The organism is Granulicatella sp. zg-ZJ, from assembly GCF_010892355.1.
Taxonomy (GTDB): domain Bacteria; phylum Bacillota; class Bacilli; order Lactobacillales; family Aerococcaceae; genus WM01.
The window spans coordinates 1-26868 of sequence record NZ_WNJY01000021.1 but is presented as its reverse complement, the minus strand read 5'-3'; the positions used below and the strand labels follow the sequence as shown (position 1 = coordinate 26868).

General features: G+C 32.3%; 33 protein-coding genes. 16 read left to right on the top strand and 17 right to left on the bottom strand.

The features are described 5' to 3' along the window. Window positions 1–292 precede the first annotated feature (292 nt). Entirely contained in the window at window positions 293–679 is a 387-nt protein-coding gene (mscL, locus tag GMA11_RS06720) for a large conductance mechanosensitive channel protein MscL (RefSeq protein ID WP_163546424.1), read from the top strand. 115 nt (window positions 680–794) lie between these two features. Here the strand turns inward: mscL and GMA11_RS06715 are convergent, their stop codons facing one another. The 4 genes from GMA11_RS06715 to GMA11_RS06700 are packed head-to-tail and all read right to left on the bottom strand — an operon-like array spanning window position 795 to window position 3676. After that, window positions 795–2090: an ABC transporter permease gene (locus GMA11_RS06715; RefSeq protein ID WP_163546423.1), complete on the bottom strand. Its 1296-nt coding sequence runs from the start codon at window positions 2088–2090 to the stop codon at window positions 795–797. After that, entirely contained in the window at window positions 2083–2982 is a 900-nt protein-coding gene (locus GMA11_RS06710; RefSeq protein WP_163546422.1) for an ABC transporter ATP-binding protein, read from the bottom strand. Before GMA11_RS06710 ends, GMA11_RS06715 begins: the two co-directional genes overlap by 8 nt. Window positions 2983–2994: 12 nt before the next feature. Then, on the bottom strand, window positions 2995–3477 hold the full coding sequence (locus tag GMA11_RS06705) for a hypothetical protein (RefSeq protein ID WP_163546421.1): 483 nt from the start codon (window positions 3475–3477) through the stop codon (window positions 2995–2997). Beyond that, entirely contained in the window at window positions 3470–3676 is a 207-nt protein-coding gene (locus tag GMA11_RS06700; protein WP_163546440.1) for a helix-turn-helix transcriptional regulator, read from the bottom strand. The genes GMA11_RS06705 and GMA11_RS06700 overlap by 8 nt, the downstream gene beginning before the upstream one ends. A 197-nt stretch (window positions 3677–3873) precedes the next feature. Here GMA11_RS06700 and GMA11_RS06695 point away from each other — a divergent pair, with 197 nt between their 5' ends. Beyond that, complete coding sequence (locus tag GMA11_RS06695) at window positions 3874–4836, top strand: asparaginase (protein WP_163546420.1); 963 nt, start codon at window positions 3874–3876, stop codon at window positions 4834–4836. A 10-nt stretch (window positions 4837–4846) separates the two neighbouring features. Continuing rightward, window positions 4847–5923 carry an FAD-binding oxidoreductase gene (locus GMA11_RS06690; RefSeq protein WP_163546419.1) on the top strand — a complete coding sequence of 359 codons (1077 nt, stop codon included), beginning with the start codon at window positions 4847–4849 and terminating at the stop codon, window positions 5921–5923. A gap of 166 nt (window positions 5924–6089) precedes the next feature. On the opposite strand, the gene GMA11_RS09350 is transcribed toward GMA11_RS06690, so the two are convergent. The 6 genes from GMA11_RS09350 to tsaB all read right to left on the bottom strand — a co-directional run bounded on the left by GMA11_RS09350 (window position 6090) and on the right by tsaB (window position 9633). Next, window positions 6090–6275: a KilA-N domain-containing protein gene (locus tag GMA11_RS09350; RefSeq protein WP_240332484.1), complete on the bottom strand. Its 186-nt coding sequence runs from the start codon at window positions 6273–6275 to the stop codon at window positions 6090–6092. Between the two features lie 248 nt (window positions 6276–6523). Next, entirely contained in the window at window positions 6524–6994 is a 471-nt protein-coding gene (locus GMA11_RS06680; protein WP_163546439.1) for a GNAT family N-acetyltransferase, read from the bottom strand. A 208-nt stretch (window positions 6995–7202) separates the two neighbouring features. Continuing rightward, window positions 7203–7361 carry a hypothetical protein gene (locus tag GMA11_RS06675; RefSeq protein ID WP_163546418.1) on the bottom strand — a complete coding sequence of 53 codons (159 nt, stop codon included), beginning with the start codon at window positions 7359–7361 and terminating at the stop codon, window positions 7203–7205. A 136-nt stretch (window positions 7362–7497) separates the two neighbouring features. Continuing rightward, window positions 7498–8520, bottom strand: a complete 1023-nt coding sequence (gene tsaD / locus GMA11_RS06670; protein ID WP_163546417.1) for a tRNA (adenosine(37)-N6)-threonylcarbamoyltransferase complex transferase subunit TsaD — start codon at window positions 8518–8520, stop codon at window positions 7498–7500. Then, complete coding sequence (rimI, locus tag GMA11_RS06665) at window positions 8513–8887, bottom strand: ribosomal protein S18-alanine N-acetyltransferase (RefSeq protein WP_240332485.1); 375 nt, start codon at window positions 8885–8887, stop codon at window positions 8513–8515. The genes tsaD and rimI overlap by 8 nt, the downstream gene beginning before the upstream one ends. 44 nt (window positions 8888–8931) lie before the next feature. Continuing rightward, window positions 8932–9633, bottom strand: coding sequence for a tRNA (adenosine(37)-N6)-threonylcarbamoyltransferase complex dimerization subunit type 1 TsaB (tsaB, locus tag GMA11_RS06660; RefSeq protein ID WP_163546415.1), 702 nt, complete (start codon window positions 9631–9633; stop codon window positions 8932–8934). A 107-nt stretch (window positions 9634–9740) separates the two neighbouring features. Here tsaB and GMA11_RS06655 point away from each other — a divergent pair, with 107 nt between their 5' ends. Next, window positions 9741–10265 (top strand): GNAT family N-acetyltransferase, encoded by a 525-nt coding sequence (locus GMA11_RS06655; protein WP_163546414.1) that lies wholly within the window; start codon window positions 9741–9743, stop codon window positions 10263–10265. Window positions 10266–10333: 68 nt separating this feature from the next. On the opposite strand, the gene GMA11_RS06650 is transcribed toward GMA11_RS06655, so the two are convergent. Continuing rightward, window positions 10334–11359 carry a branched-chain amino acid aminotransferase gene (locus tag GMA11_RS06650; protein WP_163546413.1) on the bottom strand — a complete coding sequence of 342 codons (1026 nt, stop codon included), beginning with the start codon at window positions 11357–11359 and terminating at the stop codon, window positions 10334–10336. A gap of 147 nt (window positions 11360–11506) precedes the next feature. Between GMA11_RS06650 and recX the strand changes: the two genes are divergently transcribed. Further along, window positions 11507–12334, top strand: coding sequence for a recombination regulator RecX (gene recX, locus GMA11_RS06645; protein WP_163546412.1), 828 nt, complete (start codon window positions 11507–11509; stop codon window positions 12332–12334). After that, window positions 12312–13433 carry an A/G-specific adenine glycosylase gene (mutY, locus tag GMA11_RS06640; RefSeq protein ID WP_163546411.1) on the top strand — a complete coding sequence of 374 codons (1122 nt, stop codon included), beginning with the start codon at window positions 12312–12314 and terminating at the stop codon, window positions 13431–13433. The genes recX and mutY overlap by 23 nt, the downstream gene beginning before the upstream one ends. A gap of 166 nt (window positions 13434–13599) precedes the next feature. Here the strand turns inward: mutY and GMA11_RS06635 are convergent, their stop codons facing one another. Beyond that, window positions 13600–14031 (bottom strand): DNA starvation/stationary phase protection protein, encoded by a 432-nt coding sequence (locus tag GMA11_RS06635; RefSeq protein WP_163546410.1) that lies wholly within the window; start codon window positions 14029–14031, stop codon window positions 13600–13602. A gap of 174 nt (window positions 14032–14205) precedes the next feature. On the opposite strand from GMA11_RS06635, the gene GMA11_RS06630 reads away from it, so the two are divergent. The 4 genes from GMA11_RS06630 to GMA11_RS06615 all read left to right on the top strand — a co-directional run bounded on the left by GMA11_RS06630 (window position 14206) and on the right by GMA11_RS06615 (window position 17127). Then, complete coding sequence (locus GMA11_RS06630) at window positions 14206–14697, top strand: cupin domain-containing protein (protein WP_163546409.1); 492 nt, start codon at window positions 14206–14208, stop codon at window positions 14695–14697. A 162-nt stretch (window positions 14698–14859) separates the two neighbouring features. Further along, a complete protein-coding gene (locus GMA11_RS06625) occupies window positions 14860–15072 on the top strand; it encodes a DNA-directed RNA polymerase subunit epsilon (RefSeq protein ID WP_163546408.1) in 213 nt (70 codons plus the stop codon). A gap of 15 nt (window positions 15073–15087) precedes the next feature. Next, window positions 15088–16761 carry a ribonuclease J1 gene (gene rnjA, locus GMA11_RS06620; RefSeq protein WP_163546407.1) on the top strand — a complete coding sequence of 558 codons (1674 nt, stop codon included), beginning with the start codon at window positions 15088–15090 and terminating at the stop codon, window positions 16759–16761. Between the two features lie 63 nt (window positions 16762–16824). After that, window positions 16825–17127, top strand: coding sequence for a metalloregulator ArsR/SmtB family transcription factor (locus tag GMA11_RS06615; protein ID WP_163546406.1), 303 nt, complete (start codon window positions 16825–16827; stop codon window positions 17125–17127). A gap of 111 nt (window positions 17128–17238) precedes the next feature. Here GMA11_RS06615 and GMA11_RS06610 read toward each other — a convergent pair whose 3' ends face one another. Then, the gene (locus GMA11_RS06610) at window positions 17239–17775 is read right to left on the bottom strand and encodes a hypothetical protein (protein ID WP_163546405.1); all 537 of its coding nucleotides are present in this window, start codon (window positions 17773–17775) and stop codon (window positions 17239–17241) included. A gap of 261 nt (window positions 17776–18036) precedes the next feature. Here GMA11_RS06610 and GMA11_RS06605 point away from each other — a divergent pair, with 261 nt between their 5' ends. The 3 genes from GMA11_RS06605 (at window position 18037) to GMA11_RS06595 (ending at window position 20931) form a co-directional block, all read left to right on the top strand. Next, complete coding sequence (locus GMA11_RS06605) at window positions 18037–18945, top strand: cation diffusion facilitator family transporter (protein WP_163546404.1); 909 nt, start codon at window positions 18037–18039, stop codon at window positions 18943–18945. A gap of 119 nt (window positions 18946–19064) precedes the next feature. Then, window positions 19065–19754 carry a response regulator transcription factor gene (locus GMA11_RS06600; RefSeq protein ID WP_163546403.1) on the top strand — a complete coding sequence of 230 codons (690 nt, stop codon included), beginning with the start codon at window positions 19065–19067 and terminating at the stop codon, window positions 19752–19754. Beyond that, a complete protein-coding gene (locus tag GMA11_RS06595; RefSeq protein ID WP_163546402.1) occupies window positions 19738–20931 on the top strand; it encodes a sensor histidine kinase KdpD in 1194 nt (397 codons plus the stop codon). Before GMA11_RS06600 ends, GMA11_RS06595 begins: the two co-directional genes overlap by 17 nt. A gap of 68 nt (window positions 20932–20999) precedes the next feature. Here GMA11_RS06595 and GMA11_RS06590 read toward each other — a convergent pair whose 3' ends face one another. The 4 genes from GMA11_RS06590 to GMA11_RS06575 form a co-directional block, all read right to left on the bottom strand. Beyond that, entirely contained in the window at window positions 21000–21374 is a 375-nt protein-coding gene (locus GMA11_RS06590) for a hypothetical protein (protein WP_163546401.1), read from the bottom strand. A gap of 36 nt (window positions 21375–21410) precedes the next feature. Beyond that, window positions 21411–21755: a hypothetical protein gene (locus tag GMA11_RS06585; protein ID WP_163546400.1), complete on the bottom strand. Its 345-nt coding sequence runs from the start codon at window positions 21753–21755 to the stop codon at window positions 21411–21413. Between the two features lie 16 nt (window positions 21756–21771). Further along, entirely contained in the window at window positions 21772–22242 is a 471-nt protein-coding gene (locus GMA11_RS06580; protein ID WP_163546399.1) for a barstar family protein, read from the bottom strand. 311 nt (window positions 22243–22553) lie between these two features. Next, complete coding sequence (locus GMA11_RS06575; RefSeq protein WP_163546398.1) at window positions 22554–23027, bottom strand: barstar family protein; 474 nt, start codon at window positions 23025–23027, stop codon at window positions 22554–22556. Between the two features lie 224 nt (window positions 23028–23251). Here GMA11_RS06575 and GMA11_RS06570 point away from each other — a divergent pair, with 224 nt between their 5' ends. The 3 genes from GMA11_RS06570 to GMA11_RS06560 form a co-directional block, all read left to right on the top strand. After that, window positions 23252–23935, top strand: a complete 684-nt coding sequence (locus GMA11_RS06570) for an ABC transporter ATP-binding protein (RefSeq protein ID WP_163546397.1) — start codon at window positions 23252–23254, stop codon at window positions 23933–23935. Further along, window positions 23932–26400, top strand: coding sequence for an ABC transporter permease (locus GMA11_RS06565; protein ID WP_163546396.1), 2469 nt, complete (start codon window positions 23932–23934; stop codon window positions 26398–26400). The genes GMA11_RS06570 and GMA11_RS06565 overlap by 4 nt, the downstream gene beginning before the upstream one ends. Before the next feature lie 134 nt (window positions 26401–26534). Continuing rightward, the coding region (locus GMA11_RS06560) for a transposase family protein (protein WP_163546395.1) at window positions 26535–26868 on the top strand (334 nt) is incomplete at its 3' end.

Below are 26868 nucleotides of genomic sequence, written 5' to 3'. Positions count from 1 at the left end.
AATATATAACACCAATCATTTATATCAGTACAAATACAAAAGCTGGATAAATAGTAAAGAGGCTTGACATCAACTTCAATAGTTTGATGTCAAGCCTTTTTGAGTATCACTAAATCCACTATTTAAAACAAATATTAATTTTTAAGTCAGCTTATTTTTATTTTTTGATTTATCAGATTAAAAAAAAATTAAATTTAAAATTTTAGTCCTTTTTCTATTGCATTTCTGCCCTATTTTCGATAATATGGTTTCTTGTAATTCATAATTATAATAAATAGAAAGGACAAGGATTATGTTAAAAGATACTTTAAAAGAATTGAAATCATTTTTATTACGTGGTAACATCGTAGACTTAGCTGTTGCTGTGATTATCGGTGGTGCATTTGGAGCAATTGTAAAATCTTTAGTTGAAGATATTTTCACACCAATCATTGCAATGATTTTTGGTCAACCAAGTTTTGAAAGCATTATGTTAGGAACAATCAGAGTAGGTAACTTTATTAACGCTGTTATTAACTTTGTTTTAATCGGTACTGTTTTATTCTTCACCTTAAAAGCAATTGAAACAGCAAGCTCTTTAAGAAAAAAAGCCGAAGCAGAAGTAACAGAAGAAACACCTGCTGCACCTACATCTGAAGAATTATTAACAGAAATTCGTGATTTATTAAAATCAAAATAATTTTTTTAAAGCATACCCCATGCTTACTTTTCAAAACATAAAAAATTTGGCATCAAATTTTTTATGACTAACAAAAATGGCTCTTCGTCTTTTGATATGACGAAGAGCCGTTTTTCTAACTATTTTTATTGTTTCTTTTACGTTCACTTTTCATTAAAGTAAATCCTTGTTTAATCACTTGCAAAGGTCCTTTATCTGAGTAAATTAAAACATTTGCCTTATACATTTCCATACCTAAATATAATACTAAAATGGTAAAAGCTATCGTTAATCCCATAATACTAAATAGCTCAACAACTTGAATAGAACTTGATGCTACTCTAAATGGAACAATAAATGGTGATAAAATTGGAATAAACGATGCTACACGAACGACAATATTATTTGGCATTATCATACCGAACATTCCAATATAAAATCCGACAACTAAGAATAAAACAAGAGGTAACATCACTTTTTGAACATCTTCAACTTTAGAAACCATTGAACCACACACACCTGAAATAACGGTAAATAAAATCGTGCCAAGTAAAGCAAAGATACCCGTATAAACAAGCATATCTCCAGCGACTTCCCAAAGATTGATACCACCTAATAATGTATTCAATAATGTTGCTCCGTCAAAAACAAACCACGCTACCACTCCTAATATAGCATAAATACCAATTTGTGTAACGACCACTAATGAAATACCACATAGTTTACCTAAGAAATGTGTTTTTGCATCGGTACTTGATAAAATAATTTCCATCATGCGCGTTCCTTTTTCACTTGCAATTTCTTGTCCAATTATACTCATGTACATAGATAGCATGATGTATAAGAAGAAAATAGCACCGTATGCAATGATTTGGCGTAGAGATTCTTTTTGATCTCCCTCATCTTGTATTTTAACAATACCTTCTTTTAATGACTCTTCATCTAAACGATTACTTGAAATACTTACATGTGTTTGTAATAATGTTTGAGCAACTTGTGCATCCACACGATGCTCTGCCATAACATTTTGCAATTCAATTCCCGTTAAAACTTGTGATAATTTTGTTGTGTCGACTTTATCACTAGATGCTTTACGATATAATTGTGCATGAATTTTTCCTGCTTTTTCTTCAATCGTTACATAAGCAAAAATATCGTTTGATTCTAATTTTGCAAGTGCATCAGCCTCATCTTTTGTGTCAACTAATGATAGCTCTGTATTCAATGCTTTAATACGATTTAATAAGTTGGTATCTTGTGTCAAAATGCCCACTGGACGATAGGCTGCTTCTTTTTGTTGATTGCCAATGTATCCACCAACAAACTGTATAATGACAAAGAAAATAATAGGTAACACAACCATGGCTATAAAAGCACCAGATTTAATATTTCTTCGATAACATTCTTTTAAAATAGTTTTAAATTTACTCATGATGTTCGCCTGCTTTCAATTTAAAAATTTCTTCTAATGTTAATGGCTGTTGACTAAACGTTTGAATATAGCCATCTTTTGTTACATACTCATATAAAATTTTCCCTGCTTCTTCATTTTCTAAAGTAATGTTTAATCCATTATGTTTAGCCTTTACGACAGATTTCACACCGGGAACTTGCAATAATTCTTCAGGAGTATGCTTAGATTCTAAAAAGACATGTGTACGACCAAAAGATTCACGAATTTCTTGTACACTACCTTGTAACACAACTTGCCCTTTATCAATCATTAATAATTCATCACATAATTCAGAAACGTTTTCCATATTATGACTTGAAAAAATGACACATGCTCCTCTATCACGTAAGGATAAAATGCCTTTTTTTAATAGCTCTGCATTGAGAGGATCTAGGCCTGAAAATGGCTCGTCTAAAATAATCAATTTAGGTTCGTGTATCAATGTGGCAATGACTTGCACTTTTTGTTGATTTCCTTTGGATAATGTTTTAATTTTATCTTTTCTTTTTCCTTTGACATCAAATAATTTTAGCCATTCATTAATTTTAGGAGAAATTTCTTTTTTTGTTTTACCACGTAATTCAGCAAAATATAGTAGCTGCTCTTCAATCGTAAGCTTGATAGACAAACCTCGTTCTTCTGGTAAATAACCAATATCATTACTATCCTCTTTTGTAAATGGGTGATTATTCCATAAAACAGTACCTCTATCGGCTGTAATAAAATCTAAAATCAATCTAAAAATAGTCGATTTTCCAGCACCATTTTTTCCAATCAGTCCTAAAATTTTCCCATTATTTACTTTAAATGAAACATCATCAACGGCTTTCAATTCACCAAATGATTTTTGTAAATGTTGCACTTCTAACATAAAAACACCTTCCTACATTTTTCTTTTTAAAATAGCATATACCACATTCATCACAATAAAAAATAATACTATTATTGTAGCACCCATTATTAATACGGTCCATAAAACAAGTTTTTCTGGTTGTTGATTGATTCCACCATATTTTTCATAATCAGCAACCAAAAAACCACCACAAAATCCTGTTATAGTTATGAGTATGGAAAAAGTGATTTTTGAGGCAATTAACCTAGATTTATCACTGATGAACAATAATCGTTCATCATTTAATTTAGCAAATTTCTTAAAACCTTTTGTTTGTATGTACAAATAAATAAAATATAAAATAAGTGTAAGTATTTCACCACATAATATACCCAACAAAAATCCCGAATCTTTTTTATACCCTAAATAGAGGATAAAAACAAAAACAAGAGAACTAATCATAGCTACAATACCTTGTCTATACTGTCTATCTAATTTTTTATAATTCCTAAAAAATTCTTTTAATTTATACATTTTCATCCTCCTGAAATATAAAAACATCTTCAATCGTTAAATGAAATATTTTAGCAATTTGATACGCTAATGGTAATGAAGCGATATATTTTCCTTGTTCTAACGAAATAATGGTTTGTCTGGTCACATCGACCATATCTGCAAGCATTTCTTGCGATAATCGCTTTTCTTTTCGTAATTCTTTAATACGATTATCTATTTTCATAAGCATCTACCTTTCATATTCTGTGCACCATATAAAATGTATTATTTCTTATACTGAAAGTATAGTATACTTTACATTTTATGTCAAGCAAACTTTACAAATAAAGTAAAGTTTGCTTGACATATTATTTTTTACCAAAATATTAAATTTCATGTATAATAGACGTAGTTATGATTTTGGAGGTTATTTATATGAAGCATTTGCTAATTTTACATACTGGCGGCACTATTTCTATGAGCGAAGATCAAACAACTGGACGTGTAGCACCAACGGAATCAAATCCTTTATTAAAACATACAGAAACTTTATATTATCCAGCACAAATTACTCAAGAAGATTTTTTTCATTTACCGTCACCTCATATCACACAAGTGGAAATGTTTGCTTTGAAAGAACGTATTGAAAGAGCCATTCAAGAGGGAATCAACGCTGTCGTTATCACACATGGTACAGACACTTTAGAAGAAACCGCATATTTTTTAGATTTAACATTACCAAAAGATATTCCTATTGTTGTCACCGGTGCTATGCGTTCTAGTAATGAACTCGGTTCTGATGGTTTAATCAATTTGCAAAATGCTATTTTAGTAGGACTATGTGATGAAAGTATTGGAAAAGGTGTTCTTGTTGTGATGAACGATGAAATTCATACAGCAAAATATGTCACAAAAACACACACAACAAATTTAGCGACATTCCAAACACCTACCTTTGGCCCTATTGGTTTAATTTCTAAAAACCGTGTATTGTATTTCCAAACGCTAACAGAATATGAAACATTTCCTATTAAAGAATTACATAAACAAAATATTCATTTAATAAAAGCTCATGCAGGCATGGATAGCTTTTTCTTAAATATGCTTACAAAAGAAAACACAGACGGACTTGTCATTGAAGCACTTGGTGCAGGGAACTTACCTCCGAAAACATTATCTGGATTAAAGCATATTATTGAACAAGATATCCCTGTTGTACTTGTTTCTCGTGCTTTTAATGGTGTCACACAAGATGTGTACGACTACGTAGGTGGAGGTAGACAATTAAAAGAAGCTGGCGTTATTTTTACAACAGGTTTAAGTGGTCAAAAAGCACGACTAAAGTTAATGGTACTTCTAAATACATCACTCACTCAACCTCTACATAAGCACTTTTAAGGAGAATATTATGAAAAAACGTATTGCTGTAATTGGTGGAGGTATTGTTGGTTCAACATGTGCCTTTTATCTTGCCAAAGCAGGTCACAACATAACCTTATTTGACGACGGGACAGGACAAGCAACAAAAGCGGCAGCAGGTATTATTAGCCCTTGGTTATCTCAAAGACGAAATAAAGTCTGGTATCGTTTAACAGCCAACGGTGCAAGTTTCTATCAAACATTATTAAGCGATTTACAAAGTCTTGGATATAACACTGATTTTTATCAACAAAATGGAACACTCGTCTTTAAAAAATCGGATAAATTATTAGATAAAATCACGAATTTAGCACATCAAAGACGGGAAATAGATACATTAATAGGTGATTTAAAACGGATGAGTGTCGATGATTTAACAACTTTGATGCCTGAACTCACTCCCCCTGGTCCTGCATTATTCGCATCTGGTGGAGCGTTGATTGATGGAAAAGACTTTATTGACACCTTACATCAAGCCTCTTCTCAATTTGATTTTCATTTTGTGAACACTAAAGTAGATATCACATCCCTAGAATTTGATGCGATTGTATTAGCGGTGGGTGCATGGTTGCCAGAATGCTTAGCACCTTTTGGACTAAAAGTAGACGTACGTGCACAAAAAGGACAATTATTTAGTGCTTGTCTATCCAATCAACAAACAGATAACTATCCTGTTTTAATGCCTCAAAGCGAAATTGATTTATTACCATTTAAAAATGGTAAATGGGTTATCGGTGCTACCCATGAAAATGATATGGGCTTTGATTTAACACCTGATTTAACCGTTTTAGAACAAATGAAAGCAGAAGCAAGTCATTGGTTACCAGAATTAGATAGATGCGATATGGAGGACATTCGTGTAGGTACACGTGCCTACACGAGCGACTACACGCCATTTTTTGGTAGTGTTCCTTACTTAGAAAATATATATACCGCAAGCGGACTAGGTGCATCTGGTTTAACATCGGGTGCATACATTGGATATTTGTTATCTGAACTTATTCAAGAAAAAGAACTTCCAATGGATATTACACCGTATTCGCCGAGTAAGTATATTACTAAATAAATTTTATATAAAAAACATGGGGAACTGACAGACTCTAAATGTCAGTTCCCCTAGCATTAGTAGTTATTGCCCATTTCTGTGGTGATAATGTAAACGAGTTACTTCCAACTTCTTTTAAAACTCCCTCGAATTCGAGGCGGTTAAATTCTGGATTGTTTAACTTTTCCTAAATTCCTAAATATTCAATCGTATTAAAATTTCTCATCCAATTTGCCACAACAACATTAGGTTTTTCCTTGTTTTTATATCTTGCAATATCTGTTAAAGAAATATAATCATTCTTAAAATCTTCTGTATAAACTTCTATTACCAAACCTTTAGCTTTAATAGTTTCTTTTTTTATTTTTGTCAAAGTAATTTCCCTTTTCTAGTTCCCATGTATTGCTTAGAACCATGTAATATTATATGGCTCTAAACAACACATAGATTATTACTTTCTTGAGTTTTAATATTTTGTAGAAGTACTAAAGCCTTTGATTTTATTAGACTTTTCACCACTAACATAATTATAGCATGAAAATCACCTGTAAAATCATATAGTCAAATCAATACTTACAGAAACTATATTCAAGTGACGTCTGTAGACTTATCATTATATGTTTAATCTCCTAAATATTTAATGTAAATTTGGCAAGGGTTCCATTCATCCCATAAAGTTGGAAATACTTCTAACTCCTTATAACCTACCGAAGTATAGAAACTATTCGTAATATCATATTCTTTATAGTGGCCAGATTGAACTGTTTTCACTTGAGAATATATGTATCCCAATTTCTTAGCTAATTTTTCATACGCTTCATTTAATTGTGTTGCTGCACCTTGTCGGTGAAATTTCTTTTTTATTCCCATTACAAATATGTCTGCACAGTCTGGGCTTGTAGTATTTAAAACTATAAATCCTACAATCTCATCTTGATAAAAAGAAGCCAAGAAAGGTTTGTCTTGTGAGTCAGTGATATATTCTTCTGTGCTTTCTGGCATACCAAACCATTCTGGGAGATCATAAAGAACTTCCTTAGAAATTTTTTCCTTTTCTTCCTTATCTTTTATTTCTTTAACGATAAATTTCATATTTTCTCTCCAATTTATTTGTTTTATATTTTTGTAGAAGGCTGTAAAACTTGATTTCATTGTTACTATCTCCCATTTTCATAATGATGACACGAAATCCTTCAACAACATTAAAACCGACACTATCAAACAATAGGAATGGGATAGCATCATTACCCTCTAATAACAAAATGTAATCTTCAATTTCTTTTATGTTATCATAAGCTGACTATAAATGGTCATCATGATGTGTATTCTCATAAATATCTAGTAGAGTATCCACTATGCTAGTCATTCCCATACTATATGTGGTATTTTGCATATAATGAATATCCAATAATTGACTAAAATGAAAAGCAACAGCACATTTTACTAATACCTTTAACAATCTACTTGTATTTTTTATAAAACGCTTACTATATACAAACAACTGAATTATCAACTATTCTGACTTATAGTAGTTTTATTATATTTTTTCTGATTTTATAATAAATCATATTGATGACCAAGGTCACCAACATGATTTATTCATCTTCTCCTAAGCTTAATCCCGGACTAGCATTTAAATCTAGCTGAGCAAAATGTCCTCTTTGATATACACTATAAGCTGCTGCACCAATCATGGCGGCATTATCCCCACATAATTGAAATGGAGGAATCGTCAGTGTGACATTTGGAAACTGTTCGTTAAGTGTTTTTTGTAAGGTATGTCGTAATCCTTTATTGGCAGCCACACCTCCAGCTAAAACAAATTGTTTTACCGGATACGTCTGAATAGCTTTCACAGTTTTATGAACCAGTGTGTCAATAACACTTGCTTGAAAACTCGCTGCTAAATTTTCTGGCTCTATCGTGTCACCTTTTTGCTTGGCATTGTGCACAGCATTGATAACCGCACTTTTTAGTCCGCTGAAACTAAAATCAAAGTTGTCCTCTTTTATCATCGCACGTGGTAAGTTCATCGTGTCTTGTCCTTTATGTGCTAATTCATCAATCGCTTTACCACCTGGATAAGACAAATTCAAAATACGTCCAACTTTATCGTATGCCTCTCCAACAGCGTCATCTCTTGTTTCACCAATAATGTTAAATACATTATCTTCTGGCATATATACCAACTCCGTATGCCCACCACTGACAAGCAATGCCATTAACGGAAATTGTAACGGTTCTTGTAATTGGCTTGCATAAATATGTCCCGCCATGTGATTAACAGGAATCAGCGGTTTGTTGTGTGCAAAGGCTAGTGCTTTAGCAGCTGTTATACCAATTAACAATGCACCTACTAACCCTGGTCCCTCAGTAACAGCCACTGCATCAATATCATGCATTGTGACATTGGCATCAACAAGTGCTTCATCAATCACTTGTGTGATTTGCTCAACATGATGTCGACTGGCAATTTCTGGAACGACACCTCCAAATCGCATGTGACTTTTTACTTGTGAAGCGACCACATTGGATAATTGCTCACACCCATTTTTAATCACAGCTGCACTTGTTTCATCGCAACTTGACTCAATCGCTAAAATTAACACATCATTCATCTTTTTTCCACCTATAAATCATCGCATGTTCAACTGGATTTTTATAATACTTTTTCCTAGTCGACATCAAACGAAATCCTATTTTTTCATAAAAACGTCTTGCACTCTCATTACTTTCACGCACTTCCAGAAAGCACGTATCAATATGTTTTTCACTAAAAAAGCTATGCATCATTTGCCATAAAGCTTTTGCATGCCCTTTTCCTTGGTATTTTGTTGACACAGCAATATTGGTAATTTCTGCCTCGTTTAAAATATATTGGCAACCAATAAAACCCTCTTTAGACACAAAATAAATGGTGCGATTTAATTGTAAATCATCTTCAAAATCTTTTTGTGACCAAGATAGTCCTGTTTCTTGGGCCATTTGATACAAAAAGAGAGCATCCTCGATATTAGCTTGTCGTATCATTAGTACTTCACTCTTTCCACAAGATGATGAACTTCTTGATGTTCAACTAACCATTTTTCCTCTGCTTCTGCTTTTTTCAAGTAAAGAGGTGTCAACAAGTGTGGGTCTACTGTATCGGCATTATCCGCTATTCTAGCAAGTACTCTAGCATCTGGATAAGCTATTACAGACCGTGCATTTTCTAATGTTATAATGTCCTCTTGATAACTTTCTATATCTGGGCTAATAAAGACAATTTGTTTGCTGCACTGTTTTAAAAATTCCAGTAAAGAGTCAAAGGATATATGACAATTTTCTAAAATGACTTGTCCATTTTTATCATAAATACCGGCATAAACATGATGACGACGTGCATCAAAAAACGGCACAATCCACTCATCCTCTTGTGCTACATACATGTTCGCCAATAAATCTAAACTTGGTAGAGCAATCAGCGGTATCTTCAATGTATATGCTAGTGTTTTTGCATACGTTACTCCTATTCTCAATCCCGTATAAGAACCAGGACCATTGGAAACGATAATTTTTGAAATCTGTTGAGGTATTAACTGGGCTTGTTTGCACAATGTATCAACTGTTGAAGCCAACACAATACTATGCTGTAAAGTTGGATGAATATGTTCAAATGCCACTATTTCTTTATCTTTTTGTAAAGCAATGGATAATGTTTTATTTGATGCTTCTATTGCTAATGTAATCATAGTACCTCCATTTTTTCAATCTTACCTCTTATTTTAACGGATTGCTTTGCTTTTGGCAAAAAGATGATATAAAATAAAGAAAAAAATAGATATAAAGAAGGGATAAGATGCTAGAAATAAAACCGATTGAAGAAAAAGATGTCTATCACTTGTGGAAAATCGGCTTTTCAAAAGCCGATATGGAATGGACAAAATGGAATGGACCTTACTTTGAAGATTATGAAGTGTATACATTTGAAACATTTCAAAAAGAATTATCATTTTACAAAAATACTGATTACTGTTGGGGTATCTATGTTGACGATACTTTAATTGGTGCCTTGTTTAGACACTGGGAATATCAGAAAACACGGTGGCTTGAAATCGGGATTGTGATTTACGATGAAAACTATTGGAATGGTGGATACGGAACAGAAGCCTTACGTTTGTGGATACCTAAAACATTTAAAGATTTCCCAGAAATTGAACATATCGGCTTAACAACATGGAGTGGTAATAAACGTATGATGAGAGCTAGTGAAAAACTAGGTCTATTACAAGAAGCATGTATTCGTAAAGTACGCTATTGGCAAGGTGTTTATTATGATTCCGTTAAATACGGCGTGTTAAGAGATGAATGGGACACAATATAATCATTAAAAATGGTGAACTGACTTTTTAGACGTCAGTTCACCACTTTATTTATATTTATCGCAAATTTTTATACTTTTTCAATCCAACCATCCGGTGCATCAATATCACCATATTGAATACCAACTAATTCGTCATATAGGCGGCGTGTTACTGGACCCACTTCGGTTTCTGAGTAAAACACATGAATTTTATCTCTGTACTCAATCGCACCAATTGGTGAAATAACAGCTGCTGTTCCACATGCTCCCGCTTCACTATAATCTGACAATCTATCAATATAAACATCGCCCTCTTCTACTTCTAACCCTAGACGATGCTCTGCTAAATATAATAAAGAGTATTTCGTAATACTTGGTAAAATAGATGGAGATTTAGGTGTAACAAACTTTTTACCGTCTTTTGTAATACCAAAGAAATTCGCTGCTCCTATTTCTTCTATTTTTGTATGTGTAGCAGGATCTAAATAAACTGCATCACTAAATCCTTGCGATTTTGCTTTTTTAGATACAATCAAACTACCCGCATAGTTACCACCAACTTTTGCTGCTCCTGTCCCATTCGGAGCGGCTCTGTCGTATTCTGTCACCATAAATCTTGTTGGTGTTAAACCACCTTTAAAATAAGCTCCTACCGGCATAACAAACACTGAAAAAATATACTCTGGTGCTGGAGCAACACCAATATTATCTCCTACACCAATAATATACGGACGTATATATAAACTTCCTCCAGTTCCATAGGGTGGTATATACTCTTCATTTGCTTTGACAACTTGTTTCACGGCATCAATAAATTTATCCATAGGTACTTCTGGCATTAACAAACGTTGACAACTTTTATTTAGACGATGTGCATTTTGATCTGGTCTAAATAAATTGATGCTACCATCTTTACAGCGATAGGCCTTTAAGCCTTCAAAAGCTTGTTGCCCATAATGTAATGCTGTTGACCCCTCAGAAATATAAATTTTATTATCTTCTGTCAACGCCCCATTGTCCCATTGACCGTCTTTCCAATACGAAATATAGCGATAAGGTGTTTTCATATAAGAAAATCCTAAATTTTTCCAATCAATATTTACTTGATTTGTCATACTTTTACCTCCAACTTGATTTACTTTTTATTGTATGGATTTCATCAATAGAAGTCAATATTTTTTTATCATCAAATTTTAATCAAACTAGCCTTATATGTTCTTCTTCATGTATACTTTCATTATGAATAAGAAAAGAGGTACATCATGAATACAATTACTGCGATTGAAGTCCAAAAAAAGAAAAAAAATCGTTATAATATTTTTGTGAATGACACATTTAAATTTGGTGTTTCAAAAGATACTCTCATTAAATTTCGTCTACACAAAGGTATGGTACTAACCGATGACCTTGAACATGAGATTTTATCTCATAATGACTATCAACGTGTTTATTTAAAAGGCATTCAGTATTTATCTTATGGCTTAAGAACAGAAAAAGAGGTGTATGATAAATTACTGTCTTTAGAGGATGTTCATATACCACTTATTGAGAATGCCATTAACCAGTTGAAAAAAGAAAAATATATCAATGATACTTTTTATGTAAAAGCCTTTATTCAAAATACATTAGCGACAACTAAAAAAGGGAAGCATGCCATTATCCAAACTTTACAAAAAAAGGGTATTGATACACAACTTATTGATGAGGGTATAGAACAATACTACTCACCTGATGAATTAGATACAGCCATTTCTGTTGCGTCCAAATATATACAAAAACAAAAGAAAATGTCAAAAAAAGCATTGTTAGAAAAAGCAACGCAACATCTTGTACAAAAAGGCTACACATATGCCGTAGCCAAAGAAGCTGTTTCACATGTCGATATTGCTGTTTCAAAAGAAGATGAATTAGAGGCACTCTACGAGCATGCAAATACTTTGTACAAGCGATATGCAAAATCATACAATGGGTATATATTAAAACAAAAATTATCAAATGCTCTTTATCAAAAAGGTTTTTCATACGATGATATTAGAGCATATATCAATGATAAAATGGAGAACGAAGATGACAGATTTATTGAAAGATAATGGTATTATTTTATGGAAAAAGGAAAAAATCGAAGATTTTAGACAAACTTTATTAAAATGGTACGATGAGAATAAGCGTGATTTACCTTGGCGTCGCACAAAAGATCCGTATGCCATTTGGGTGTCTGAAATCATGCTCCAACAAACACAAGTTGTGACTGTTATTCCTTATTACACACGTTTCATGACACTATTCCCTACCATTACAGATTTGGCGAATGCTCCGGAATCTGTTTTATTAAAAGCATGGGAAGGATTAGGGTATTATTCACGTGTTCGCAATATGCAAAAAGCTGCTCAACAAATGGTTGCATTACACAATGGAAAAATGCCTCAAACATTAAAAGATATTTTGGCACTAAAAGGTATTGGCCCTTATACAGCAGGTGCGATTGCAAGTATTGCATTCAATCTTCCCGAACCTGCTGTCGACGGAAATGTGATGCGTGTTATGGCTCGCTTATTTGAAATCAATTTAGATATTGCTCAACCAAAAACACGTACTGTTATCGAAGCCTTAATGAAAGAACTCATCGACCCAAATAGACCGGGTGATTTTAACCAAGCTCTTATGGATTTAGGAACCGATATTTGTTCTGCTTCCAATCCTAAACCAGAGATTAGCCCAATTAAAAAATTTAATGCGGCATATCAAAATGGAACGATGCACATTTACCCCATTAAATCAAAAAAAGCTAAAGCAACAAATGTTTATTATACAGCCTATGTTATCGAAAATGACAAAGGACAATTTTATTTGCAGCAACGCGAAGAAAATGGATTATTGGCAAATATGTGGCTATTCCCTATGGTTGAAAATAAAGTGTATGAGCAAACAGCTTTAAATATTTTTGAAAATGAAGAACCTTATACTATACCTGTTAAACAACCAACTAAAAAAGGAACTCATGAAGTATTTGAAAAAATTGGAACTGTCACACATTTATTTAGTCATTTAAAATGGCATATTGATGTCGTGAAAGTAGTTGGCCTACCTGCCAATATAAAAGGTATATGGGTACATCCAAGTGAGTTTCATAAGTACCCTATGCCAACACCTCAACAAAAAATGCTTACACTTATCAAAAAGCATAGATAAACTAAAAGGATGCACTCTATAAAACGAAAGAGGAAAATAAACGTCTGTTTTTCTCTTTTATATAATCCTTTTTAGTCAGTACTTTTAATACGAACGTATCCCAAATATTAAAATAAAGACACTCGAACATTTTTGTCATGTTCGAGTGTCTTTATTTCAAGTTTGTTTAACCTAAAGTTGCTTCTAACATCCACAACTCTTTATCATAAAATCCTTTAATACCAATTAACATATCTTGGCTTACGTGGTCGCCTTCTGTTGCATCAATACCTTTTTCTAATAGTGAAACGATAACTTTAAAGTCTTCTACAACCTCTTTAACCATTTCAATTTGAGATTTTTCTTTTGTATATGGTGCTTCTTTGATAGAAGATACTTCTAAAAATTCAGCTAATGTTGATACTGGTTTACCTTTAATCATTAAAAGACGTTCTGCTACTTCATCTAATTGTTCGTGAACTTCATTGTAGTAATCTTCAAATTTTTGGTGTAAACGGAAGAACGCTTCTCCTTTTACATAAAAATGGTGTTGATGTAGTTTAATGTATAATACACCTAAGTTCCCAACTAATTCATTTAATACTGTTTCTTTTGACATTTGATACTCTCCTTTTATATAAACAATTCTTATTTAGAATTATTATTGATAAGATAATTTTACCGTATGTTCTATTAAAAGTCAACTCTTATTTAGAATGATTTCAAATAAGATAATAAACTTAACAAATAAGAATAATTTTGTTAAACTATAGAAAAAACGTGGAGGCGTCTTATGAATGCACATGATTGGGTTAAAAAATTAAACTTAGAACCTCATTCTGAAGGAGGTTATTTCAAAAAAACATATCATAGTGATATAAATATTTCTTTGAAAACAACGACACGAGCTGTTGCAACGTCTATCCTATTTTTATTAAAAACGAACAATCCCTCTCATTTTCATCGTTTAAAATCTGATGAAACATGGTATTATCATGCAGGTCACCCATTGACTGTACACATGATTTTCCCAAATGGAGAATATAAAACTGTTTCTCTTGGATTAGGTGAACATGATATTTTACAATTTACCGTACCTCGCGGTGTTATTTTTGGTTCAACAGTAGAAAGTAACAATGATGACGACTTTGCTATTGTTGGATGCTGTGTCACACCAGCTTTTGATTATGACGATTTTGAATTATTTACACAAAAACAATTACTTGCGATTTATCCTCAACATAAAGACATTATTCATCAATTAGCCTATGATGTATTGCCATAAACGAAAAACATCACTCTTATTTCATGAGTGATGTTTTTCTTTATAGGAGCTGTTTTAACACAACCCTAAAACAATATACTTTAAAGCATTTTTATGCTATAATGTGAAGTGATACGTTTGTATTCAATAACATAAAATATATAAATATTTAAGGAGATTATTATGATTTTTAAAGTAACTTATCAAGAAACAAAAGCAGAAGCACCTCGTCGTGAACATACAAAATCATTATACATTGACGCAACTTCAAAAGTAGACGCACGTAAACGTGTTGAAGAAAATACACCATACAATATTGAATTTGTACAAGAATTAGATGAAAAACACTTAGAATACGAGCAAAAAAGCCCCGATTTTGCTTTAGTTGATTTCTAGTGAGTGGTGCTAGAAATGAAAATCAATTTGCAAAATAACGAAACAGGTGTTTTCGCTCTTGGAGGGCTTGGAGAAATTGGAAAAAATATGTATGGTGTCCAATTTCAAGATGAAATCATTGTCATCGACTGTGGTGTGAAATTCCCAGAAGAACATCTATTAGGTATTGATTATGTCATTCCAGATTATAGTTATTTAATTCAAAATAAACATAAAGTAAAAGCTCTTGTGATTACACACGGTCACGAAGACCATATTGGTAGTATCCCATTTTTATTAAAAGAATTAAATATTCCAATTTACGCAGGTCCACTTGCTCTAGCTTTAATTCGCAATAAATTAGATGAACATGGTTTACTAAGAAGTGCTATTTTAAATGAAGTAAATGCTAATTCAGTTATTAAATTCAGAAAAACATCTGTTAGTTTCTATTTGACAACACATAGTATTCCAGAAGCCTTTGGTGTCATTATTAAAACACCATCAGGAAACATTGTTTCAACAGGTGACTTTAAATTTGACTTCACACCAGTTGGTGAACCTGCTGATTTACACAAAATGGCACGTATTGGTGACGAAGGTGTCTTGTTAATGTTAGGAGATAGTACTAACTCTGAAATTTCAGGATTTACAAAATCTGAAAAAGAAGTTGGAAATGCCATTCATGACATTATCAAAAAAATAGACGGGCGTATTATTTTTGCGACATTCGCATCAAATATTTCACGTTTGCAACAAGTTGTAGAAGTTGCCATTGAAACAGGTAGAAAAATTGCTGTATTCGGTAGAAGTATGGAAGCAGCTTTTGCCACGGGTCGTGAATTAGGCTACATTAAAGCACCTAAAGAAACCTTTATTGACGGACGAGATATTTCTTTATATCCGTCGGATGAAGTGATTATTTTGTGTACAGGTTCCCAAGGAGAGCCAATGGCTGCTTTAAGTCGTATTGCCAATGGTACACATCGACAAATTTCCATTCAACCAAAGGATACGGTTATTTTCTCAAGTTCGCCTATTCCAGGAAATACAACAAGTGTCAATAAAGTCATTAACTTATTGTATGCTGCTGGGGCAAATGTTATTCATGGAAAACTAAACAATATTCATACATCTGGACATGGTAGTAAACAAGAACAAATGTTAATGTTACGTTTGTTAAAACCAAAATACTTTATGCCCGTACATGGTGAATTTAGAATGCAAAAACTACACGCAGAAACAGCTGCACAAGTAGGCGTTCCACTTGAAAATAGCTTTATTTTAGAAAATGGTGAAATGCTTGCTGTTACAGCAAACTCTGCAAGACGTGCAGGTCGTTTTATTGCCAATGACATTTATGTTGACGGAAATGGTATTGGAGATATTGGGAATGTCGTTATTCGTGATAGACGTACTTTATCAGAAGAAGGATTAGTCATTGTTGTCGCAACCATTGATACAAAAGAACGTTTCTTATTAGCAGGACCTGAAATTTTATCACGTGGCTTTGTCTACATGAGAGAATCTAGCGAGTTGATTAGCGATGCTCAATCTATTTTACGTCAAGCCATTTATGACGTATTAGATAGCAATGAACCTTTAAACGAAAAACAATTACGCGAACTATTCATTGATACATTACAACCTTATTTATACGACCAAACCGAACGCAGACCAATTATTATGCCGGTATTAATTTGCTTATAAAATATGCGTTAAATCAATATCACGATTGATTTAACGCTTCTTTTAACAAGGAGGTCTATCATAATGGACAATACTGATTTAATTAAACTTTCTAGACTCTTTAAAATAATGGGCGATCCAACTCGATTACGTATTTTATACACATTGAAAGAACAAGAAATGTTCGTAAACGACTTAGCAACAACATTGGATATGTCTATATCTGCTATTTCACATCAATTAAAAACATTAAAAGATGCCAAACTTGTAAAATCCTTAAAACAAGGGAAATTCGTCTTATATTCTTTAGATGACCATCATATCAATGATATATTAGAAGTCTCTTTAAATCATATTCAAGAACATTGTGAACATCATATCGAATAAATTAATCCAACTATTAAAAAGTAGGGAACTAACACGTTACCACGTTAGTTCCCTACTTTTTATAATACATTCTCTTTATATTTAATGTTTGGATTAGATACTTTTAAGTTCTCATTCTTTATGATAAGTCACACCTGTATCATCTTTAAAAGTTTTTGTATCAGTTACATCAAAAATAAAGCAATCAATCATCCCATATTTAGACTCAAATTGTACTTGCCAGTCATTTCCTTGTCCAACAGTTTTCTTCACGATTGGATGATAAAAAACATAGTATAATGAACCATATTTAGCATCATAACCGGGGACGTCTTTATTATATTTTATAAATGTAGGTTTACTTGGCTCATCTATTTTTTGATTTTTGTTTTGTTCAGTAGTCCCTTCAGAAAATTGATTTACTATCGTTGAAAATTGATTTAATTTTTCTAAATTTTTAGAATTTTTGTGATGACTATCATCAAGTGGATATACGGATAATATCATCTTATTATTTTCAAACCAAATATATTGAATACTACTATTTTCTTCTGCCTTATATTTTCCAGTTAATTGAAATCCCTCTGCAAGAGGCTTTATCGTTTGTTGAGTTTGAGACGCACAGCCTGATAAAAGAGCAACTAGCAATAGTAATAATCCTTTTAACATATCATCACATCTTTCTTTATTTATTTTGTCACGCTATTTTAATGTTAATTGTACTCCTATCCTTAGAAAAAGCAAGCGATTTCCTGTTTGCTTTCTTCTTTTTTGCTATAGTTTAAATAAAATATATAAAAAATGATTTTTTATGTTATAATAATCGTATTCAATGCGATTTAACGAAATACCTCTTGACAGTTGAACGGTTGCTCAAGTATACTATATGTATCATTTGAACATACACTCAACTATTACGGAGGTCTTTTTATGTCACATCATCACAACCATAACCATCACAATCACTCTCATGGACACGGACATGGGCATCATCATCACGATTATAGTCATGTCAGTGCAAGTAATTTACGTGTTGCCACATTATTAAATCTCGTCTTTTCTATTTTAGAATTTATCGGTGGCGCATTATTTAATAGTACTGCTATTTTATCTGATGCTGTTCATGATTTAGGGGATGCACTTATTCTTGTTTTTTCACTTATTTTAGAAAAGACAAGCAAAAGACCTGCCAATCAAAAATATTCTTATGGTTATAAACGCTTATCTTTAGTTGGTGCTATTATCAATAGTGTTGTTTTATTATCTGGGACAATTTTTATTTTTACAGAAGCTTTTCAAAAACTATTCAAACCTGAATTTGTGAATTCCGGTGGTATTTTCTTAATGTCTATTTTTGGTATAGCCGCAAACTTTATTGCTGCTATGAAATTAAATGGTGCTAAAAATATTTTAGATAGAAGTGTCTTTGCACATTTATTAGAAGATTTATTAGGTTGGGTAGCTGTTTTTATCACAAGTATTGTCATTTTCTTTACAAATTGGTATATTTTAGATTCTATTCTATCCATTGTTATTGGTTTAATTGTATTAAGAAATGTTATCAGCAATATTATTACAAGTTATCGCATCATTATGCACCGTACACCAAGTTTATCAGCACTAAAAAAAATCAAATCTGATATTCTTGCACTACATGGTATTGAATCTATCCATGATGTTCATTTTTGGACATTGGATAATGAACACCATGTGTTTACAGCCAAAATCCATACACATCAACCTAGTGAAGCATTAAGACATGATATTTCACATATTTTAGAGCATTATCATGTGATCGACTCCACGATTGAATGGATTTCACATCATCATGAACATTAAAAAACTCGACAATTCGTAAAATAATCCTAGGGCGAACCGATACTCAATATCGGTTCGCCTGTTTTCATTATTCATTTCAATATGTTCCATGCTATAATAAAATGAAGAGAGGTGACCATATGATTTCTATTTTAATTTTAGAAGACGAGGAAATTATTGCAAATGGGCTTTCATTTGCTTTACAAAGAGCTGGTTATACAACACATATCGCTTCAAATATCAAACAAGCTCAACACATTATAGCGGATACACCTATCCAGTTAGCTTTACTAGATATCATGCTACCAGACGGTAATGGGATTGATTTTGCACAAACACTGCCAAATCATATTAAATTTATTTTTTTATCTGCGATTGATGAGGAAGATACTATTGTCAATAGTTTCCACCTTGGTAGCCAAGACTATATTACTAAACCATTCCGTTTACCAATCGTTCTAGCACGTATTCAAGCTATTATTTCACGCTATCAACTCGAAATGCCTAGCTATATACGTGTACTTCATCATTTACAAGTTGATACACAACATTTAACAGTAACACCTCTAGGAGAAAATGAACCAATTAAATTTTCTAAAAATGAACACAAACTTTTCTTCTACTTTTTTAAACACATTAACCAAGTATTAACACGTGAACAAATTTTAGCGTATATGTGGGATAATGACGGCACATTCGTCAACGATAACACTTTAACCGTTACATTAAAACGACTTCGCCAAAAAATAGAATCGGATACACTCGTGATTGAAACATTACGCGGAATTGGTTATCGTTTGAAAGGAGATATTCATGAAAGTCTATCATAATCACGAAGCACGTAAATGGCTTTATGGATATTTTGTCTTATCTGCTTGTATCTTGTTACTGCTTCTTGGACTAGGTATATATTGGCAACAATTATATCGCACGCAATTACAAACAATTGCCACAGAGATATTTGCGATTAGTCAGACAAATGGCAGTTTCCGAGATTATTTTAACGGTGCTCCATTATCACAAGACGCTTTAAAAGAAGTTGGCAATTTACAAAACCATTTATTTGCACCTAAAAATATGTCCTTTGCACCAGAAACCATTTTTATATATTTATTCATCATTTGGTTTATTTTATCTGCACTTATTTTTGTCTGTATGACATTATATTTAAATAGTCTTTATAAAGAAATTGGTCAGCTAAAAGAATACGTTTCACATTTTGTTAATTCTGAAACAGTATACGATATTCGTTCGAATAAAGAGGGTACTTTATCTGCATTGAAAAATGAACTATATCAAACAGCAACAGCGCTACATTTCCAGTTTAAGACGGCAAAAAAACATAAGGACTATTTGTCTAAAAATATTGCGGATATTTCCCACCAGTTGAAAACACCTTTAACATCATTACTAGTTGTCACAGATACGCTACTAGCACTACCCGTTGAAGAACGAAGTGACGAACAACTAGAATTACTCGAACCACAATTAGACCGTATCAATGTACTTATTCAATCATTATTGCTTTTAACAAGATTAGATGCCGGTGTCATCAAATTAAAAAAGGAAACAATAGACACAAAAGAATTCATAAACTCAATTCTTTCCCAACTAGATGTGCTAATTACAAATAAACATCTTGACTTACACGTTTCTTACCCCGACGGTGCAACATTATACGCCGACACATTCTACATTACTGAAGCTGTATCAAATGTGATTAAAAATGCTATTGACTATACACCAATGTACAAACAATTACGCATTTCGATTGAGGACACCGTTTTTTTCTCAACGATTTACATTTTTAACGAAGGAAGCCATATCGATAAAGAAGATTTACCATATATCTTTGAACGATTTTACCGAGGTAAAAAAGCTGTATCTTCGAGTGTCGGCATTGGACTTTCTTTAGCTTATGAAATCATCCAACAACATAACGGAAAACTCAGTGCGGAAAATACAGCTGACGGTGTATTATTTACATGCTCTATCCCAAAACCATAGTCATAAAAAGACATACAACAAGGATCCAGAAATCGTGAAATGATTTCTGGATCCTTATTATTAAAAAACTAGTCTACCAAATAAATGTTAAAGATTTTTTCATACCTCGTACAACCATAACATAAAAATTTTTGATGAATAGTATCTCTAAAAATTACTTCTAAAATGTTTTTATCACATAGATTATTCACTAAAGAGTCTTGATAATTCTTAATCACAAGATAAATAGCCTGTATATGAAAATTAAATTTATCTCTAAACTCATTTTCAAAAGCATCTAAACTCCATTTTATGCTCTCTTGTGTATAGAATGATTTTATCATCTCATCACAAAATTGTTCATAAGTTGGTAAGTGTCCCCCGTCCATTTCGACATATAGACAATCTTCTTTATTCAGTGTTTCTGATAGGTTTTGCCATTCATGTTCATTTAAAAACAACATTTCATTGGTTAATGTTGTATCAACGACATAAATATCTCACATTTCTTTTTCGTTTTTATATGATGGTGCCACCCATCTACACCAGTCTAACAAATTTTCTTTTTCTTCTAAAGACTCTAACGATAAACAGGCTTGAGAGTCGAATATAACCAAAAAAACTCTATCGGAACTATCTTTTATCATATCCTTCAGACCAAAGGATAATGTATGCCAATCTTTTAAACACGCATCTTTCAAAAGATAACTTTTTTGTATAATATCAAAAAAGGCTTGTTTTGTTTGGATTGTTTTTCCATAAAGAACCGTACAATTATCCAAATGAATATCACGTTTTTTGAATATATTTTCCCATTCTCTTTCAGATAAATAGTAAACTGCCATGTTTTCTCATTTATTTTTAGTCTACACAATACACATTGAACGATCGTTTTTTTCCTTCTACTACAACCTGCTCTACCTCTTCCTCCCAAAATGGTAAAATATATTCTTCAAAAACAAATATAATATATTCCTTCTCTGTCATATGCTCAGGATCCGTTGTTTGCCCTTTTTTTCCTTCATCTTTTAGCATAAATTGACTAAAATTCTTTATCACAAAACAAATAGGTGCTGTCCAATGAAACCATGATAACTCTCGCATTCTATCAAGAAACGCAGGCCAATTCGTACCATTGATACGTTCGGGTTCTGGAAAACGATAGCGGTGTTCATCGGGTAATCGGAATGTTTCTATCATGGCATCAATAAATGCATGCAACGTTTGGATGTCTTTGCCGTCTATTTCAAAATACATTACATTTTCTTTGTTCATATTATTATAAACAAATCCCCATTGTTTTGATGTGACATAATAAATTTTGTTTTTCACTTCTAAATTCTCCTTATTAGTGTTCTCTTAGAACCATTTCATAGTAAAATTGGACTTTAAACCAGAGATAAATCAATTTCATTGTCTCTGGTTTTTCTATCCTATGTTCTTTTTCTTACAAAATTCTTTTCATTTTCTATACTGAACTAGACTTATAATAGAAGAACTTATTCTCTTCTATTTTTGTTACATTTCTGACTTCATCACAGTATTTTAAATGATATCTGGGAGAAATATTTCAATACCAAAAGGAGCATCATCTAATCTCTTTTCTTCTCTTAAAAGGTTATTTAATGGGTTATTATTCAAGTTTAGTCTACACAATACACATTGAACACTCTTTTTTCTCCCCCAACAACAATCTGCTCAATTTCTTCTTCCCAGAACGGTAAGATAACTTCTTCAAAATTCCACATAATATATTCCTTATCTCTTATATACTCAGAGTCATTTGCATGTTCTCTATCACTTTTCGTTTCAACTATAAACTGGCTGAAATTCTTTATCACAAAACAAATAGGTGCTGTCCAGTCATCAAACCATAGTAAATCTGTCATTCTATCACGAAACGCAGGCCAATTCGTGCCATTGATACGTTCGGGTTCTGTAAAACGATAGCGATGTTCATCGGGTAATCGGAATGTTTCTATCATGGCATCAATAAATGCATGCACCGTTTGTATCTCTTTCCCGTCTATTTCAAAATACATTAAATTATCTTTGTTCATATTATTATAAACAAATTCCCATTGTTTTGATGTAACATAGTAAATTTTATTTTTCATTCTTCCTATTACTCCATACTTTATAAAACAAGAAAACGTTACCACTTTTTCCGTGTTTCGTCAATATAAAACGTAGAAATTTTTTTTAGAAAATGACATTTTGTCACTTTTTTGTCACTTTCATTTTTTATACTAAAGACAGAGAAAAGGAATACGATTAGGAGTAGATATTTCTTTTTATCATCATACATTTATACAATAAAAAATTATTAGGAGGAATAACTATGCCAATTTTAGAAGTAAAAAACTTATCAAAAATTTATGGAAAAGGAGAAAATCAAGTGGTGGCATTAGATAACATCAACTTGAGTATTGAGAAAGGAGAATTTGTTGCGATTGTTGGGTCAAGTGGATCTGGTAAATCAACGCTTTTACATTTATTAGGTGGGGTAGATAAACCAACAAGTGGTAGCGTGATTATCAATAATACGGATATTTATAAATTATCTCCTGATAATTTAGCTATTTTTAGACGCCGCCAAATTGGGCTTGTGTATCAGTTTTATAATTTAATTCCAGTTTTAAACGTTGTGGATAATATTACTTTACCTATTGAATTAGATTCACAAAAAATTCCTCAAGATTATTTAGAAGAAATTTTGAAAACACTAGGACTTTCTAATAGACGTAAACATTTACCGCACCAATTATCTGGTGGGCAACAACAGCGTGTTTCTATTGGACGTTCTCTTATCGCAAAACCTGCTATTTTTTTAGCAGATGAACCAACAGGGAATTTAGACAGTGATAACACCAAAGAAATTTTGTCATTACTACGTTTATCTCATCAAAAATATAATCAAACATTGATTGTCATTACACATGATTTAGACATTGCGCTGCAGGCTGACCGTGTGATTACACTATCTGACGGAAAAATTATCAAAGATGAGGTGATTCGTGTATGAATATTTTAAACAAATTAACATTAGCACAATTAAAAGAAAATAAAAAAAGAACGTTTTTAACAGGTTTGTCCATAACCATTATTATGTCTTTGCTTACCGCTATTGTCGTATTTCTAACGGGGATGCGTGCCATGTTCTACAATCAAACCGTACAAAATAATGGCGATTGGCATTTCCGAACAGTCGTTGATACGAAACAAGATTTAGAACAATTACAATCGGCTAGCTTTGTAAAAGATTTACTTGAATTTCAAGGTGTACCCATTCTTGATGAAGATTCTCCTAACAAAGAATTTTATGGCTATGCTTATAAATTAAATGAAGAAACATACAATAAACAGATTGGTTTCTTTGGAAAACTTTCTTCTGGAACACTACCAACTAAACCTAACGAAATAGCCATTACCAAAACTTCTCAACGTATAGAGGGTTCAAACTTTACATCAGATAACCAAACAGGGAAAGGTACTATTGTCTATAAAATTGGCGATAACTATCCATTGCATATTGGGGGTGCATTACAATATTATAAAATAACAGGAATTATTAGTGACTATACTGCAAATAAATGGTTTTTCAGTGAGAACAATCCACTTCCCTCAAAAACGATTGTGTTGGGGCATGCAAATCATTTAGATGCATCGTTTTTTCCAACATTGAAAGCATACAATCATCAAACATTCGAATACAATCAGTCTGTATTAGCAACTTATGGCATCTTTGATAAAGAAAATAGTTTCTACACGGATAGCTTTGACAGCCTAAAAACTATGGCCTATTTTGTTATTGGTATATTAAGTATTATTTCTATTATGATTATTACTTCATCGTTTATGTTATCGTTAAATGAACGTTTAAAACAATTAGGTGCATTGGCAAGTGTTGGAACGACTAGACGACAAATCCGTTATATGTTGTTAATGGAGGGATTTTGGATAGGTAGTATCTCTATTATTTGTGGTATTATTATTGGTATTGTCGGTATTGGTATTTCAATCAATGTTATTAATAATATTTTAATGCGCATTCAAGAAGATGTTATTCAAATTCCAATGATAATTGATGCTCCTCTTCTGGCAGGGATTGCATTATTGGTTACTTTTATTATTGTTTTGTCAACACTTATTCCTAGCATACGTGCAACAAAACGTACCGCTATTGAAAATATTAAGCAAGTTCCCTTTGTTCGCTATATTAAAATGAAGCAAAAAACGAAAACTGGCAAACGTAGCTTAGCTGCACGTGTATTCAAAACATCGGGACATTTGGCTCACAATTATAAAAAATTTAATAGTTCTCGAACTCGTATGATATTTATCATTTTAACATTGAGTTTAATTTCATTTAATAGTATTACAAACTTAATGATTGAAATGCAACAGGTGGCGACGGGAGCTATTCAAAAAGGTCAGCCTAAAACACTGTTTATGTCTTATGATTTAGTTGTTATGGATGTACAGAATACGGCGGATACAAAATTGTACGAAACAGCAAAAAACTGGACTGACGTTAAAGAAGTTATGTATGAAAAATACATACCCGTCGAAACGAATCTTGATATTTTAAAACAATCTAACCAAACGATACTTAGTCCTGCTCTTGCCACAGTATCCGAAAAAGAAGAAGCCGCTATTTTAAAATTAGCGAATATTTCTAAAGAAGAATTTGAAAAAGAAAACGTCGGTATTTTAGTCACTAAAGAATCTCTAACAGAAAATACATCATTAGTAAATAAAGAAACAGAGTTAGTAACATTTGGTCCTACAGCAATCGACACGAGTAAAATTAATATAACAATTTTAAAAGCGATCGACTTTACAACATTAACTGTCGGTTTATATCCTACTGAAACATTCCTTGTATCTAACAAAAACTATGCACGTATGGCAAATATTTTATACAAAGAAAATCATGTTAACGTTTATACGGGTATTACCACAACAAAAGATGCCGATGAAAAAGTGACAAATTTAATCAAAGATACATTTGATATTGAATTCATTACAAATACATCACAACAAGTACGTTCAATCAATGGATTTTTAAATATTGTTCAAATCATCGTCTACGGGTTCCTATCACTCGTTTCTATCTTGTGCTTAACAGCAACTTTTAATAATGTGTCCTCTAATATTCAACTACGTCGTCGAGAGTTTGCGATGCTACGTTCTATCGGTATGACAACAAGACAAATTAGAACAATGCTATCTATCGAAAACTTACAAGCAGGTATTACATCTATTATTGTTGCGATTTTATGTAGCATAGGGCTACAATATCTATTTTTAAATTCAATTACTGTTGGTTCAATGAAAGTATCTGGAATCATTTTCCACTATCCTCTTTCCCCAACAATCATTAGTAGCATCACTTTACTAACAATTTTAATGTTATTTAACATATTCAGCATTAGACAAGTTACAAAACATTCACTTGTTGAAGATATTGCTAACGAAACGTTATAACATAATTAAAGGCTCTATAATAAATCGTGTTGGTGGGAATAATCCACCAGCACGATTTTGTATATAAAAGTGGACAAAAAAAGAGAAATACCTGTATGATTAAATCACCACAATTAAACAAGGAGGTATTTCTCATGGATTATTATACAAAAAAATTATTAACATTAACAGATAAATCTTTCATAGCTGATGAACATTGGTTAGAAGAAAAAACAATAAATGGTATTCCACACCACTTTATTAAAGGCACTTGGACAAAGCCTTGCCACATCTGTCCACATTGTCATGCTAAAACACTCATCAAACATGGTACATATCAAACGAAAACATTATTACCAAAATTTAGACAAATCAAAACTGTTTTACTTCTTAAAAGAACCCGTTATCGCTGTAAAACGTGTCTAAAAACCTGTTCTTCTTCGTGTTCTTTAGTCGATAAACATTGTTGTATTTCTAAAGAATTAAAAC

Excerpts from the sequence above, each read along its gene's own strand:
- GMA11_RS06650 (WP_163546413.1), bottom strand. The coding sequence starts at position 11,359 with ATGACAAATCAAGTAAATATTGATTGGAAAAATTTAGGATTTTCTTAT.
- GMA11_RS06635 (WP_163546410.1), bottom strand. The coding sequence starts at position 14,031 with ATGTCAAAAGAAACAGTATTAAATGAATTAGTTGGGAACTTAGGTGTA.
- rimI (WP_240332485.1), bottom strand. The coding sequence starts at position 8,887 with ATGGCCCAAGAAACAGGACTATCTTGGTCACAAAAAGATTTTGAAGAT.
- rnjA (WP_163546407.1), top strand. The coding sequence starts at position 15,088 with ATGAAAATCAATTTGCAAAATAACGAAACAGGTGTTTTCGCTCTTGGA.
- GMA11_RS06695 (WP_163546420.1), top strand. The coding sequence starts at position 3,874 with ATGAAGCATTTGCTAATTTTACATACTGGCGGCACTATTTCTATGAGC.
- GMA11_RS06680 (WP_163546439.1), bottom strand. The coding sequence starts at position 6,994 with ATGAAATTTATCGTTAAAGAAATAAAAGATAAGGAAGAAAAGGAAAAA.
- GMA11_RS06605 (WP_163546404.1), top strand. The coding sequence starts at position 18,037 with ATGTCACATCATCACAACCATAACCATCACAATCACTCTCATGGACAC.
- GMA11_RS06615 (WP_163546406.1), top strand. The coding sequence starts at position 16,825 with ATGGACAATACTGATTTAATTAAACTTTCTAGACTCTTTAAAATAATG.
- GMA11_RS06565 (WP_163546396.1), top strand. The coding sequence starts at position 23,932 with ATGAATATTTTAAACAAATTAACATTAGCACAATTAAAAGAAAATAAA.
- GMA11_RS06715 (WP_163546423.1), bottom strand. The coding sequence starts at position 2,090 with ATGAGTAAATTTAAAACTATTTTAAAAGAATGTTATCGAAGAAATATT.
- GMA11_RS06600 (WP_163546403.1), top strand. The coding sequence starts at position 19,065 with ATGATTTCTATTTTAATTTTAGAAGACGAGGAAATTATTGCAAATGGG.
- GMA11_RS06655 (WP_163546414.1), top strand. The coding sequence starts at position 9,741 with ATGCTAGAAATAAAACCGATTGAAGAAAAAGATGTCTATCACTTGTGG.
- GMA11_RS06570 (WP_163546397.1), top strand. The coding sequence starts at position 23,252 with ATGCCAATTTTAGAAGTAAAAAACTTATCAAAAATTTATGGAAAAGGA.
- mutY (WP_163546411.1), top strand. The coding sequence starts at position 12,312 with ATGACAGATTTATTGAAAGATAATGGTATTATTTTATGGAAAAAGGAA.
- recX (WP_163546412.1), top strand. The coding sequence starts at position 11,507 with ATGAATACAATTACTGCGATTGAAGTCCAAAAAAAGAAAAAAAATCGT.
- GMA11_RS06705 (WP_163546421.1), bottom strand. The coding sequence starts at position 3,477 with ATGTATAAATTAAAAGAATTTTTTAGGAATTATAAAAAATTAGATAGA.
- GMA11_RS06710 (WP_163546422.1), bottom strand. The coding sequence starts at position 2,982 with ATGTTAGAAGTGCAACATTTACAAAAATCATTTGGTGAATTGAAAGCC.
- GMA11_RS06625 (WP_163546408.1), top strand. The coding sequence starts at position 14,860 with ATGATTTTTAAAGTAACTTATCAAGAAACAAAAGCAGAAGCACCTCGT.
- tsaD (WP_163546417.1), bottom strand. The coding sequence starts at position 8,520 with ATGAATGATGTGTTAATTTTAGCGATTGAGTCAAGTTGCGATGAAACA.
- GMA11_RS06630 (WP_163546409.1), top strand. The coding sequence starts at position 14,206 with ATGAATGCACATGATTGGGTTAAAAAATTAAACTTAGAACCTCATTCT.
- GMA11_RS06585 (WP_163546400.1), bottom strand. The coding sequence starts at position 21,755 with ATGGCAGTTTACTATTTATCTGAAAGAGAATGGGAAAATATATTCAAA.
- GMA11_RS06590 (WP_163546401.1), bottom strand. The coding sequence starts at position 21,374 with ATGTTGTTTTTAAATGAACATGAATGGCAAAACCTATCAGAAACACTG.
- GMA11_RS06610 (WP_163546405.1), bottom strand. The coding sequence starts at position 17,775 with ATGTTAAAAGGATTATTACTATTGCTAGTTGCTCTTTTATCAGGCTGT.
- GMA11_RS06595 (WP_163546402.1), top strand. The coding sequence starts at position 19,738 with ATGAAAGTCTATCATAATCACGAAGCACGTAAATGGCTTTATGGATAT.
- GMA11_RS06575 (WP_163546398.1), bottom strand. The coding sequence starts at position 23,027 with ATGAAAAATAAAATTTACTATGTTACATCAAAACAATGGGAATTTGTT.
- GMA11_RS06690 (WP_163546419.1), top strand. The coding sequence starts at position 4,847 with ATGAAAAAACGTATTGCTGTAATTGGTGGAGGTATTGTTGGTTCAACA.
- tsaB (WP_163546415.1), bottom strand. The coding sequence starts at position 9,633 with ATGATTACATTAGCAATAGAAGCATCAAATAAAACATTATCCATTGCT.
- mscL (WP_163546424.1), top strand. The coding sequence starts at position 293 with ATGTTAAAAGATACTTTAAAAGAATTGAAATCATTTTTATTACGTGGT.